A 12,842-nucleotide genomic window follows, 5' to 3' on the forward strand; every position below is an offset into this window, starting at 1 on the left:
TACTTATCGTTGTGGGAAAATCAGATTGAACTGCACATTTCCCTCGCCGGGATCAATCATTTCCACAGTTGCTTCATACTGTCTCCCTGTTTTTCTGGATACCAGATCCTTATAATGGATTTTTCCTTTAGACAGGAACTTCTTTGCTGCCGCCTTATCCATCTTTTTCCCCTGGCTTGCAAGGAATTTATCATTCTTCCATAAGGTAAAAGCACAGTTCCGGTCGGAACAGTAAAAGTTTACTTTTCCTTCCCTGACATCAGCTCCACATCGGGGACATTTGCCAATGACTTCCCCTTTTGCTTTTCCCTGAAACTGCTCTTTCTTTTCTTCTGAAATAGCCTGATATCTGGCAACCAGTTCCTGCATCAGCTCTGTAATCCCATTTAGGAATTCATCTGCTGTCTCTGTATTCTGGGCAATGTGATTCAATGCCATTTCCCACTCTGCTGTCATCTTCGGAGATTTAATCTCATCCGGCAAAACCGTAATCAGTACATTGCCATCATCTGTCGGCACCAGATTTTTCTTTTCCCTTTTCACAAAACCAGACTGAATCAGTTTTTCAATGATTGCTGCCCTTGTTGCCGGAGTACCAAGTCCTTTCTTTTCCGTATCTTCGGTCAGTTCTTCATTCCCAGCACGTTCCATCGCAGAAAGCAGGGTATCTTCTGTGTACTGTTTCGGTGGCTGTGTAAAATGTTCCGATACAAAAGAATCACAAGGACCGTAATGCTTACCTGCCCAGATATCCAGCTCCGGCTCTTCTTTCTCACTCTTTACGCCAAAGAACTGTTTCATTTTATTTTCGATTGCCTTGAATCCTTCCTGCTTTGTTTTCTTTGCCGTGAGATAAAACGTATGATAATTACAGGTAATCTGGCTTTTATGGCTTTCATAAATATAAGGATCTGCAGTTGCTGTCAGTACCCTGGCACTGATCAGATACAAAATCTTGCGGTTTCGCTCTTTCAGTTTACCTATATCTGCCTTTGCTACTTCCATGGTCGGGATAATTGCATGGTGATCAGATACTTTCTTTGAATTTAATACCTTACTCACGTCCGGTTGATATTCCAGGCTTTCAGCATAAGGCATTTCCCCAAGTAACATCTGAATCAGAGTTTCTGTGCTTTCTCCCATCTCATCTGTCAGATACTGGCTGTCTGTTCTCGGATAAGTGACAAGCTTCTGCTCATACATCTCCTGCACTGCATCCAATGTCTGCTGTGCGGTATAGCCAAACATTCTGTTAGCTTCCCTCTGAAGGGTGGTCAGATCATAAAGCTTCGGAGGGCGGACTGTTTTCTCTTTCACATCATCCTTTTCCACTTCGCACATCCGCTCCAGGCAGTCCGCAGCCACTTTATCTGCATCCTCTTTTTTCTGAAAATGCTCTGTAACTGCATCCATATCATCAAACTTGATATGAGCCATATAATATTTTTCTTTGGTAAATTCCTTAATCTTCTGATTTCGATCCACGATCATGGCAAGTGTTGGTGTCTGCACTCTTCCGACTTTCAGATTCTGGTTATACAGAACGGAAAAAAGACGGCTCGCATTGATTCCCACCAGCCAGTCTGCCTTTGCCCTGCAAAGTGCTGACTGATAGAGACTGTCATAACACGAACCGTCTTTTAATGACGCAAATCCATCTTTAATTGCCTGTTCTTCCATGGAAGAAATCCAGAGCCGCTTCATCGGCTTTTTGCATCCTGCCTGCTCATACACCAGACGAAAGATTAACTCTCCTTCACGTCCTGCATCAGTAGCACAGATCACTTCATCTACATTGGAATCTCTCATCAGTTTTTTCAAGATTCCGTACTGCTTCTTTGTTCCATCCAAAACCTTGTGTCTCCAGCATTCCGGCACAATCGGCAGATCTTCATATCTCCATTTTTTATATTTTTCATCGTATTCCGATGCATCGCATAATCCAACTAGATGTCCTACGCACCAGGAAACGATATAACCGTTTCCCTCCACGTAGCCATCTTTTCTTGTTCTGGCTCCCAGTACCGAAGCCAGTGCCATCGCAACCGATGGCTTTTCTGCAATCACTAATTTCATTTACTCCTGCTCCTCTTCTTCATCTTCCAGCACATTATCGTCAAAATCTTCATCTCTCAGGATTTCCGGTTCTGTACTTTCTTCCTGCTCATCTGCATCATCTACTTCCCGTTTTTCTGACTCTGAATCTTCGGATTCATCTTCATCCTCTTCCATCTCATCCTCGTCATCATATTCATGTTTTGGTTTATAGACTTTGAAGTAATATCCTCCTGCCGCAGCTCCGACTGCAACCAGTGCAATCAAAAGATACGTTCCAAATGGACTTTTATCTTCAGGCATCTGAATATCATCCTCTACCTTATCTTTCTCATCTGTCTCTGTCGTTTCCGGTTTTTCTTCCTCTGCTTTTTTCTCTGGTTCTGCATAAACCGTATCCACTTCCGGAAGTGTCACCGAATCAGAAAGTGTGAAGTTCATCAGATCTTTTTCACTGACTTCTGTAAGAAAATACACATTATCCTGAGATTTTGAATTGTCAATAATCAGATAGAAAATCTTACCACTCTTAGTTGAAATGGTATAAAACTCTTTTGTGCCTTCCGTAGCTGTTTTAGTAACAGAATCTGCTGTCTCGCCTTCTTTATTAAGCTGTTCCTCAATACCTGTCACTGTCCGATCATCCACGGTTCCTTTTGCATCTGTCGGCTCAGAAGCCTGTGCATCCTGCGGAAGCGGTGAAGTCGTTGTTTTCTCAGTCCCAGTTGCATCTGCACTGGTCGTGGTTGCCATTGCACCATTACTGTCAATGGAAGTTTTCTGTTTCTCTGCCTGCTTCTTTGCCCATTCATAATAAGGATTCTGTAACACATACTTTTCAGACGTATTTCCGGCACCGTCTGTTACCGTAATCTCAATCTGTTTTGTAGTAAAATCTTTCTGTGTCAATTGCACTCTCAGCATTCCATCCTTCAAGTCTTTATAAGTGGTGCCATTGACTGTTACTGCAGTAATCCCTGATACTGTATCATTCCCCTGAATCGTCAGCACACCATCTGTCAGGGAAGCAGAGAGTGTAGGCTTTTCCGTGTCATAACACTTAATAGAGCGATTCTGCTCATAGACCTTCCCCTCACCATCTGTCACACGCACATACACTGTCTGGTTTCCAGTGATCGTGATACTTCCACTTCCGGTTACATCCTGCCAGCTTCCATCTTTTCCTGCTTTTGCTTCAATCTTTGCTATTGAGAAACCTTCCGGCATATGACTGGAATCTACCGTAACAGCAATGGTTGTTTCTCCCTGTTTCCAGCCATCCGGTTTCTCAATCGTGATTGCAGGCGTGGTATTCTCAGCTGCATAAGCAGTCTGTGTCTGGAGCAAAGGTGTTGTCAGGCAAAGAAATGTCGTTGCTGCAAGCAAGCTCTTTTTTACCCTGCTTTTAGTAATTGTTCTCTTCTTCTGTTTCATTTTTTCCAGATTCATCATCGGCTTTTGTTTCCTCCTTCTGTATTTCTACCCTGCCGGGCAGTTCATTTTTCATTCTCTTTTTGAAAGCTTCCAATTCTGGAATACTCATATCCATTGCACGGATAATTCTTACAATTTCCAGATTTTCCGCTTCTGTTTTGGCAATCTCCGCAGCCTTGAAACGCTTTAAATCTGCTTCATATCTGGCTTTGGAGGCTTCCATTTTCTCTTTGGCTTTCTCATAATCCGCCGTTGCTTTTTCAAGACTTTTCATCGCTTCTCCTTTCCGGACGGCTGATACAGCCGCCCTTTTTTCTTACCATCGTCCGAATCCATAGAAATGGCTCTGCCAGTATGGGGAATTGATGGACGTATACTGCACCGGATGTCCACAATGGATCATCTGACCATTGCCTACATAGATTCCGATATGCGTTACCGGCTCCCCTGCGTCGTAAGTTCCAGTAAAGAAGATCAAATCTCCCGGCTGTGCCTCCGACTGGGATACTGGTGTACAAATGTTGTACAGTCCCTGTGCTGTTAGTCTTCCTGTATTCCTTACACCAGAGTTTGTCAGACAGTAGCTTACAAATCCGGAACAATCGAATCCACTTGGGGAATATCCACCCCACACATACGGTGTCCCGAGATATCTCGCTGCTTCATTTAACAAACGCTGTGCTGCTTCACTGGTATATTCATTGCCGCCAAAGCCTGCTCCTTCTCCAGTTTCCAGATAAAAGATCGGGTTTAACCGCTCTCCATTTTTCAGAAGTTCAATATGAAGATGGCTTCCTGTGGAATTTCCAGTATTTCCTACAAGACCTATCTCATCACCTTTCGTGACGGATGCTCCTGCAGATACACTCCGGCTGCTTAAATGTGCATACCGTAGTTCATAGCCTTTACTGTCCTTGATTACAACATAATTGCCATAGCTGTCGTTATAAGCAGAAGTTGTAACTGTTCCTGTCAGTCCTGCCATCACTTTTGTTCCTTCCGGTGCCCCGATATCCATGCCATTGTGTAACTGATTAGCTCCAGAAATCGGGTGAATCCTGTATCCATAATAGCTGGTCACACTGGAATACCAGTTAAAATCAACCGGTGTCGCAAACATCTGCAAGTTGCCTTTTGTATCGTTGTAGGCACTGAACAGTTCTTTCTGGAAAAATCCCAGCCTGTCCTGACAGATCGACATCAGATTTCCGCTGTTTAAGGTGACATTCAGCACATCTACATCTCTTGTCCTGGTCACTTCCACTTCCTGGCTTCCATTATCATCTGCCAGATAGCATTCCCAGGTCTTATGACCATGTGCGGATGCTGCCGCATGACTGTCATAATAGACATCAAACTGTACACCGTATCTTGCGAAAGCTCCGGTATCTTCTACCGTATATTCGACACCATTCATGACCACCTTTGTTCCCATTGGAACAAACGGATTGGAAGCATCTACTGCTAAGGTATGATTGGCTGTTGGATATGCTCCACTGGCAGTCGGTCCTCCACTCCAAATACCACAACAGATTGGACAGTTACAATATCCGCTTGTTACAACCTGTCCCAACGATTCTCCAACTCTTACTGTTGCTGTCTCTGTCACAGTTTCATTGACTGCTTCAGTAGTCAGATGATATTGCTCTGCAAACAATGCATCCAGTTCAGGCTTGACCTGTTCAAAAGTAAACTCCTCATACTTTGCTGACAGATAACTGATTAGGATAAACGGATCATGCTCAATAGGTCCGATGTTATATCGGTATTCCTCATGTCCCGGTTCTTCAGACTCCATGTTGTTAATCCGCTCCTGCAGATTAGCTTCCAACTGTGTATAATACAGTTCCGCTTCCCGGATTGCCTGATCCGATGACAGATAACTGGTTCCCGTGTAAGTGATCACATTTTGTAAAAATACTGCAGAGCATGACGTGACATTCGTTATAATCAGAAACATCAATCCGATCAGAACTGCCACACTGATATACACCTTCCGGTTTTCTTTAAAGAAGTTGGTGACTTTGCCGCCAATCTTCTTGATATAATCAATCGTACCTTTTGTAGCTGTTCCTACTGTCTGTTCACTTCGTTTTGCTTTGGCATAATCCCGTTTGATCTGTTGCTTCTGAATCTGTTTTTTTAGCTTCTTCTGCTCCTGACGGGCTGCCGCCTGTGTCTGTTTCTCTGCCTGTCTCTCCAGTCTGCTTCTCTTTCTGGAAGCCCTCTGTTTCCTTTGTCTGGCACTTCTCTGTTCCAGCCGGTAAATACCTTCGCAGCCTTCTTCCAACTTATGGGCACCTTCTACTGCCGCATTATCGTCTTCATTTTTACTGATCTCACGGTGCAATGCTGCGGAAGTTGCACTTCCTGCTTTCTTAACAACAAAAGCTTTTTCTGTTTTCACAGATTCCCCTTCGCCAAACTTCAGGCGGGATTTCTTCTTTCCAGAACCCTCTCCTTCATTTGCCTGATAAACCTGTGCCTTCTTGGAATGCTGCTTTGCTTCCTTTTTCTTTCTTGGTTCCTCATAAGAAAACTTTTTGGCTTTTTCCTTCTGTTTCTGATGACGGAAATTGACTCCATCCGTATCCATCTGGTTCAATTTCTCCATATCTTTGTCATTTTTCACAGAAGCACCAGTCTCTTCATAAGCAAATTTCAGACGCTGTTTCTGCTTTGGTTTCTTACTTCCACCATTCTTCTTACTCCGGCTGTCTCCTCTGTTTTCTGAAAGATCCGCACGTTTTTCTTTCAGTCTCCCTGACTGGCTGGCTTCGGATTTTTCCGCAAATCTTGATTCTTTTCTGTTCACAGCACGGATTCTTTTCCGGTTTTGTTGCTTTCTATTTTGTCCAAAATCCTCACTTTGGTTCTCCGTTCGCATCAGTTCCGGTGCATCCCTGGATTTTTGCACAGAGGGACGGATATTTTTCCCACTTCGCTTAGACTGGCGGGGAGACTTATCCACAAGGTTTTCTGCTTTTTCCCCCTGTTTTATTCCCATCTGCACATCACTGACACGGTTACTGACACGAACAGAAGATTTATCCGTCAGGTTTTCTTCCACCAGACCATCTTTGGTCATCTTCTGGACTTTCTTATCCCTGACTTTCATTCTCTGTTCTGCCACTACTTACTCCTCCTTTTTCGGATACCCTTTCCCTGCCTGTAATAAACAGAGAAAAGCGATGCCAAATACAGCACCGCCACTAAAAGTTAATACATATGAAATTGCTCGTAACATTGTCTTCTCCTTTGATTTAACCTGCTTCGGAAGTTTCCTCTAAGCGGGTTGTCATGATTTTATAGAGGGAATTCTTCGGGAATCTGTCTACGAACGGGATAATGACATTTCCATAGAACAGAAGTCCTTCCCCCTCATTACTGTTGGTTACATAGGACAGCTGGGTTGGTGAGATATTCAGCTGTTTTGCAAGAATCTGCCTGTCTCCGGAAGCCTGGTTCAGCATATAAATAAAATCTGAATTTTCAAATATATTCTCTATTTCCCTGGAAGACAATAAATCCTTAATATTCTGGGTGATGCCCGTTGGGATACCACCCCATTTACGGAATCGCTTCCAAATCTCCACGCTGTAGGCTGCAGTCTGCTCTTCCTTCAAAAGAAGATGGAACTCATCCACATAGTATCTGGTGGACTTATGGGCAGAACGGTTCATCGTTACCCTGTTCCAGACCTGATCCTGGATTACGAGCATCCCAATCTTTTTCAGCTGTTTTCCCAATTCTTTGATGTCAAAGCAGACAATGCGGTTATTGATATCCACGTTTGTCTGATGGTTAAATACATTCAAAGAGCCTGTAACATAGATCTCTAATGAAGTAGCCAGCCGCTGTGCTTCCGGCTCTTCCTGTTTTCTCAGAAGGTTGTATAAGTCCTCCAGGATTGGCATCTTCTCCGGTATTGGATCGGCAAGGTATTCCTGATATACTAACCGCACACAACGGTCAATAATCGTTTTTTCTACCGGTTCCAATCCATTCTTTCCTCCAACAATCAGCTCACACAAAGACAGGATAAAATCTGCTTTCAATGACAGCGGATTATCTTCCTCAGAATAATTCAGGTTCAGATCCATTGGATTGATATACTGGTCAGATACCGGCGAAACTCTTACCACCTGCCCATGCAGCGCCTGCACAAGTGCCGAATATTCGGCTTCTGGATCACAGACAATGATATCGTCCTCCGTAATCAAAAAGCAGTTTGTAATTTCCCTCTTTGCTGAGAAGGACTTACCGGAACCTGGTGTACCAAGAATCAGTCCATTCGGGTTCTTCAGACGTTTCCGATCAACCATGATCATGTTGTTGGATAATGCATTCAATCCATAATAAAGAGCTTCCCCTTCCTGAAACAGTTCCTGTGTCGTAAATGGCACGAAGATCGCTGTTGAAGATGTGGTAAGCCCTCTCTGAATTTCAATTCGATTGACTCCAAGCGGAATACAGGACATGAGTGCTGCTTCCTGCTGATAATCCAGCTGTTTTAAGGAACAGTTATATTTCTGTGCGATCCCCTGCACCTGGAAAATATTATTATCCAGCTTCTGACGCTTCTTTGCGGTATTCATTACCAGAACTGTCACAAGGAACATTCTCTCATTTCTGGACTGCAGATCTTCCAGCAGATTCTTTGCCTCTTCGCCATAAGTCACAAGGTCCGATGGAAGCACGTCCATATCATAACCGGAACGTACCGCACGCTTCTGCTCTTCGATCTTCATCTTATCAAGATCAGAAATCTTACTCTTGATCATCTTGATTGCTGAACTCTGATCAATGGACTGGATATGAATGTTGACATTGATGCTGTCATCCACATCCAGAAAATCTGCAAGCATCCGGTCTGTCAGCTCCGGTGCAAGAATCTGAAGGTAACTCACACTTCCCATCGTTCTTCCCATCAAAAATGTCTGATTCTTGGAAAAGTTAAAGGAAGTCGGTGCAATAAAATCTTTGGTCTTTAATCCGGTTTCCGGAAGCATCTTGTACTGGAACTTAAATGGTTCAATCCGATCCTGGTTGAACACATGATACAGAATCTCCAGCCTTTCCAGTCCATTCAAAGAATGTGCCTGTGCTCCCAGAACCTTAAAGTTATTTAAGATATCTGTTTCGATTCTTTCAAGCCTTGGTCTTGCTACCTTCAGACTTTCTGCTTCAATTCCAAAAGTGATATACTTCGTCTTTACCAGACCATTATTTCCTTTGGAAAGCTGATTTTTCAGCATAGTACGGTATTCTTCACGAATGGCATTGAAGTCATCGTTCTGATCCGGAATATCAATACTTTTCTCAAATTCTGCCACATCCACCTGCTGATTGATAAAGGACAGCTGCACACTGATGGAAGAATCAAAGTAATTTAAGAAATCACAGTAATTCTCAAATATCGTGGTCTTATCCTCATTTAAAGCCAGCTGATAATTGATGTCATAAAACTGAATCGTCTTAGAGAAAAAGGTCTTTGTCACCTGGCAGATACCATCCTGCAGCATCCGAATATACGGAATGCTCTGCTGTGCAGTTGTAGGAATGCCTTTCTGTTTCCTGCGATTCCGTTCCTGTTTCTTCTTACGCTTTTCCTGTTCTCTTTCTTTTCTGCTTTTTTTGTTTCTTCTTTCCTGACGGTTTCTTTTTTCCGCCAGAGACAGACGCTCCTGCTGAGCCTCCTGCTTTGTCTTTTTTGCCATCCGGCACACCCTCCTTTTTTACAAGGGTGGAAATCTCCTGATAAAAATTTTCTGTCTTATATGGTCTTACCGCTGGACAGATAAACTTCTGTCGAATGATATTTGCCACCACTTTTTCAAAGGGAAGCCCGTCTTTTTCATACATCGCCATGAAGAAAAATGGAAGCATGATCGTTACCATCAGAATGGCAGCAATACTGGAACCGATTGGTTTTCTCATGAACAGATAAAACGGAATCCCCACAACTGCGGCAAGTGAAAAGAAAATCAGCTGCCGCTTTGTCAGATTTAACGCTACTTTTGTTTTGACCTTGGTAAGGTCTTTTGGTACTGGTACATACGCCATGGTATGCGCTCCTTTCCTGCCCGTTAATGGGCATTGAATATTGATTTGCTAAGGCTTCCGGTCTTGAATAATGAAAATGCAAGAATCACGGTATAAGCCGCTACTGAAAACATTGCTGCATGAAGGTCACTGGATATGGTCATTGCATTTACTAAAACTGCATAAATTCCCACACAGACCATCATGAAGAATCCCTGAAATGCCAGTGCGAACAAGCCTTTTAAATAGTTGTTTCCGATATTGCCCCATTCCTTATTGGTCATGGTGGCAAACGGAATTGGTGCTATGGAAGTATAAAGGTAAATTTCTATCATTCTTCCGTACAAAATAACGGTTATGATGATTGACAGAATCCGCATGGTAATACTGATCAGCAGCGTTTCCATGGATAGCAGGAACAAATCCCCTAACTCCATATCCTCCAGGGCATCCACAATCCGTGTAATTGCTTCTGTTGCATCCACCGCAGTGTTTCCTGATATCACCCCGGCGGCATTGTTGACCACATGTTGGCCAACGTCAAAGACCGCCATCGTGATATTGAACGTATTTGTCACCAGATAAATGGCCACATACGCTTTGAAGATCCAGAGGAAAATGTTATAAGTCTCAAATTCATGGAAATTGTTTTTCTGTGTTACCATCGTGATCAATTCATAGCACAGGACAAAGGTGATGATCAGTCCCGCAATGGGGACGATCACCGTTTGGGATATATTCTGAATCAGATTAAAAATCCCTGCATTCCATCCCTGCGGTGTCTGTCCCACCTGCCCGGCTATGGTTCCCACCTGCTCATTGACAGACGTGAACATGTTATCCAAACATGACTTGATAAGTCCGATCAGGATATCCTTTATCGCTTCCGTAATTCTCTCAATGATGGTGTTCATCTACCACTCCTCTTAAGAGAACAATGTTGCCAGCTGTGGAATCAGGGTAGTTCCCAGCAGCATGATTCCGGCACCAGCCATCAGCTGTTTTATCCCCAATTAGGTGTAAAACTCTGCTCGATGGCGGGCGGCGGCGTACAAAAAATCTATATGGTGTTTTTTAGAGAACCGTCCCGGCGGGACAGGTCAGGCAGTGACCTGTTCCACCTCCGGGATGGGTTTGAGATTAAAATGAATTTCGATAGAAATGTGTCTTGTTTTATCTTCGTCAATGCGTTCATGCACGACGATTTCTTTGATTAAGCGGTTAAGGGTGGCTGCGTCCAGCTCTGTGATGTTGGCATATTCCTGAATGGCTTCCACCCATTGTTTTGCGTCATTGGCAAGCTGGACTTCATCAGACAGCCGCTTTCTGCCCTCGGACACTTTTGCTTTAAGCTCCGTCTGCTCGGTCTGTGTCTTTTCCAGCATGGTGTTGAAATTCTGCTCACTGATACGCCCTGCAATCATATCCTCATAAAGCCGCATGACCATTTTGTCCAGAACCTCAATCCGTTCCTCGTCCCTTGTAAGGGAGCGTTCCATTGCTTCCCGCTGTTCCCGCTGCTCTGCTTCACAGGTATTGGTCAGGCGGTCGGCAACCGCTTCCCCGTCCATCAGGGCAGCTCTGGCACATTCCCGGATTTTCCGCAGCACATGGCTGTAAAGGGTGTCATAGTCAATCCGGTGCTGGGTGCAGTGGTTCTTTCCAAAGGCGTTGTAGGTCTTGCAGGAATAAATCCGCTGGGGATGTTTTGCGTTTGTGTAGCGTACCGTCAGCGACTTCCCACACTCGCCGCATTTTAACAATCCGGCAAACAGGCTGATTTCATCGGTCTGCCCCGGACGCTGGCGGGATTTCATCTTGTTCTGCACAATGTCAAAGCTCATGCGGTCAATCAGCGGTTCATGCTGTCCCTCCACCACAATCCAGTCCTCCGGCTTCTTTTCCCCAATTGTGCCGATTTTGAAACGGTAGTCTTTTTTCTGGGAAGCAATCGCACCGGTGTAGACGGGATTCATCAAAAGGTCTTTGATAACGGAGAAGTCCCACATATACCGCCCGTTTTCCGGGTCTTTCTTTTCCCATTTGGTTCGGGTGTTGCGAAGCCCCCGTTCCCGGTTCCACCATGTGGGGCAGGGGATTTTTTCTTCCTCCAGCCGTCTGCGGATATAGTTCGGACCATGACCGTTCAGGGCATATCCGAAAATCAGCCGCACAATCGGGGCGGTTTCCTCGTCAATGAGCAGATGGTTTTTGTCCTCCGGGTCTTTCCGATACCCAAACGGGGCAAGACACCCGGTAAACTGTCCTTTCTGCGCTTTCAGAAGATAAGAGGAATGGACTTTCTTGGAAATATCCTTGCTGTACATCTCATTCAGGATATTCTTGAACGGGGCGATGTCGTTGTTATCCCGCAGGGTGTCGATACCGTCATTCATGGCAATATAGCGGACACCGTTTCTTGGGAAAAAGTCCTCAATCAAATGCCCGGTTTGCAGATAGTTACGCCCCAGTCGGCTGAGGTCTTTCGTGATGACAAGGTTGATTTGCCTGCGCTCAATAGCTCTCAACATCCTCTGTAAATCAGGACGCTCCATATTAAGACCTGTGAAGCCATCGTCCTGATAGACTGCCACAACCTCCCATCCCTGCTTTTCGCAGTATTTTTCCAGCATATCACGCTGGTTGGCGATACTGGCACTTTCGCCTTGCAGGTCATCGTCCTTTGACAGCCTGCAATAGACCGCCGCACGATAGCCCCCGGCAAGTGCCGAACCGATTGTTCTGTATTCCATTTCGTTCATCATAGCCATTTACCCACACAATCCAGACGGTATCTGGCTCTTTTGAACCTCATCTTCATTATAGCCTATATCTTTCTTTTTAGCAAGATATTCTTTTGTATTTATTTTACCGTATTTCTGGGAAATCAGGCTGACGAACACATCGGTTGCGTCCAGTTCCCCGTCAAATACAGTGGTCACATGAATCTCTGTTTTGTTTTTTGCCATAGGCAGTTATCCTCCATACATGAAAATAGCCAGACAGAGGGTGTCGGCAACGAAGTCCGGCAACGGGCTTCAAAAGACCTTGCAAACAATCTCAATCTGGCGATGGTTACTATTTATACTTTTCTTTTATTTTTCTGTTGTTTTGGTTGTTATAAGGGAGAAAAGCCCGGAAATAAGGGGTTTTCCCCGGCAACCGGCTCGGCAACGGGATAGCAACAGGGGGTGCAACGGGCGGTCATTTTCAGAATGGAAGCTCCATCTGTTCTGTGACCTCCACAAAACCATCCATCGTTTTTTCAGACGGGTTGCCGGAGTCCGTTGCCGGGTTTTCACGCTCCC

At 44.5% G+C, this 12,842-nt stretch carries 12 protein-coding genes; 1 reads left to right on the top strand and 11 read right to left on the bottom strand.

Annotated elements, in window-relative coordinates; translation table 11 throughout:
• Nucleotides 1-3 precede the first annotated feature (3 nt).
• The 11 genes from G4417_RS08570 to G4417_RS08620 form a co-directional block, all read right to left on the bottom strand.
• A complete protein-coding gene (locus tag G4417_RS08570) occupies nt 4-2,076 on the bottom strand; it encodes a DNA topoisomerase 3 (protein WP_117576647.1) in 2,073 nt (690 codons plus the stop codon).
• Nucleotides 2,077-3,489, bottom strand: a complete 1,413-nt coding sequence (locus G4417_RS08575) for a CD1107 family mobile element protein (protein WP_330598205.1) — start codon at nt 3,487-3,489, stop codon at nt 2,077-2,079. It abuts the gene before it with no gap.
• Nucleotides 3,461-3,763, bottom strand: a complete 303-nt coding sequence (locus tag G4417_RS08580) for a DUF4315 family protein (RefSeq protein WP_008688068.1) — start codon at nt 3,761-3,763, stop codon at nt 3,461-3,463. Before G4417_RS08580 ends, G4417_RS08575 begins: the two co-directional genes overlap by 29 nt.
• 42 nt (nt 3,764-3,805) lie before the next feature.
• Nucleotides 3,806-6,607, bottom strand: coding sequence for a CD1108 family mobile element protein (locus G4417_RS08585; RefSeq protein WP_138344138.1), 2,802 nt, complete (start codon nt 6,605-6,607; stop codon nt 3,806-3,808).
• An 18-nt stretch (nt 6,608-6,625) separates the two neighbouring features.
• Nucleotides 6,626-6,736 carry a hypothetical protein gene (locus G4417_RS08590; RefSeq protein WP_008688066.1) on the bottom strand — a complete coding sequence of 37 codons (111 nt, stop codon included), beginning with the start codon at nt 6,734-6,736 and terminating at the stop codon, nt 6,626-6,628.
• Nucleotides 6,737-6,752: 16 nt separating this feature from the next.
• Nucleotides 6,753-9,209: a VirB4-like conjugal transfer ATPase, CD1110 family gene (locus G4417_RS08595; RefSeq protein ID WP_171030274.1), complete on the bottom strand. Its 2,457-nt coding sequence runs from the start codon at nt 9,207-9,209 to the stop codon at nt 6,753-6,755.
• A complete protein-coding gene (locus G4417_RS08600; protein ID WP_055268321.1) occupies nt 9,091-9,555 on the bottom strand; it encodes a PrgI family protein in 465 nt (154 codons plus the stop codon). Before G4417_RS08600 ends, G4417_RS08595 begins: the two co-directional genes overlap by 119 nt.
• A gap of 23 nt (nt 9,556-9,578) precedes the next feature.
• Complete coding sequence (locus G4417_RS08605) at nt 9,579-10,448, bottom strand: VirB6/TrbL-like conjugal transfer protein, CD1112 family (protein WP_055057307.1); 870 nt, start codon at nt 10,446-10,448, stop codon at nt 9,579-9,581.
• A 12-nt stretch (nt 10,449-10,460) separates the two neighbouring features.
• The gene (locus tag G4417_RS17335; protein ID WP_226845174.1) at nt 10,461-10,529 is read right to left on the bottom strand and encodes a hypothetical protein; all 69 of its coding nucleotides are present in this window, start codon (nt 10,527-10,529) and stop codon (nt 10,461-10,463) included.
• Nucleotides 10,530-10,634: 105 nt separating this feature from the next.
• Nucleotides 10,635-12,305 carry a recombinase family protein gene (locus tag G4417_RS08615; RefSeq protein WP_005426567.1) on the bottom strand — a complete coding sequence of 557 codons (1,671 nt, stop codon included), beginning with the start codon at nt 12,303-12,305 and terminating at the stop codon, nt 10,635-10,637.
• The gene (locus tag G4417_RS08620; protein ID WP_003533377.1) at nt 12,306-12,503 is read right to left on the bottom strand and encodes a hypothetical protein; all 198 of its coding nucleotides are present in this window, start codon (nt 12,501-12,503) and stop codon (nt 12,306-12,308) included.
• Here G4417_RS08620 and G4417_RS17340 point away from each other — a divergent pair.
• A complete protein-coding gene (locus G4417_RS17340; RefSeq protein WP_021682886.1) occupies nt 12,477-12,716 on the top strand; it encodes a hypothetical protein in 240 nt (79 codons plus the stop codon). The genes G4417_RS08620 and G4417_RS17340 overlap by 27 nt on opposite strands.
• Nucleotides 12,717-12,842: the final 126 nt, after the last annotated feature.

The sequence above is a fragment of the Blautia wexlerae genome, assembly GCF_013300825.1.
GTDB lineage: Bacteria > Bacillota > Clostridia > Lachnospirales > Lachnospiraceae > Blautia_A > Blautia_A wexlerae_B.

Coding starts and splice junctions, on each gene's coding strand:
- G4417_RS08605 (WP_055057307.1), bottom strand. CDS start 10,448: ATGAACACCATCATTGAGAGAATTACGGAAGCGATAAAGGATATCCTG.
- G4417_RS08585 (WP_138344138.1), bottom strand. CDS start 6,607: ATGAAAGTCAGGGATAAGAAAGTCCAGAAGATGACCAAAGATGGTCTG.
- G4417_RS08580 (WP_008688068.1), bottom strand. CDS start 3,763: ATGAAAAGTCTTGAAAAAGCAACGGCGGATTATGAGAAAGCCAAAGAG.
- G4417_RS08615 (WP_005426567.1), bottom strand. CDS start 12,305: ATGGCTATGATGAACGAAATGGAATACAGAACAATCGGTTCGGCACTT.
- G4417_RS08570 (WP_117576647.1), bottom strand. CDS start 2,076: ATGAAATTAGTGATTGCAGAAAAGCCATCGGTTGCGATGGCACTGGCT.
- G4417_RS08595 (WP_171030274.1), bottom strand. CDS start 9,209: ATGGCAAAAAAGACAAAGCAGGAGGCTCAGCAGGAGCGTCTGTCTCTG.
- G4417_RS17340 (WP_021682886.1), top strand. CDS start 12,477: ATGAATCTCTGTTTTGTTTTTTGCCATAGGCAGTTATCCTCCATACAT.
- G4417_RS08620 (WP_003533377.1), bottom strand. CDS start 12,503: ATGGCAAAAAACAAAACAGAGATTCATGTGACCACTGTATTTGACGGG.
- G4417_RS08575 (WP_330598205.1), bottom strand. CDS start 3,489: ATGAAACAGAAGAAGAGAACAATTACTAAAAGCAGGGTAAAAAAGAGC.
- G4417_RS08590 (WP_008688066.1), bottom strand. CDS start 6,736: ATGTTACGAGCAATTTCATATGTATTAACTTTTAGTGGCGGTGCTGTA.
- G4417_RS08600 (WP_055268321.1), bottom strand. CDS start 9,555: ATGGCGTATGTACCAGTACCAAAAGACCTTACCAAGGTCAAAACAAAA.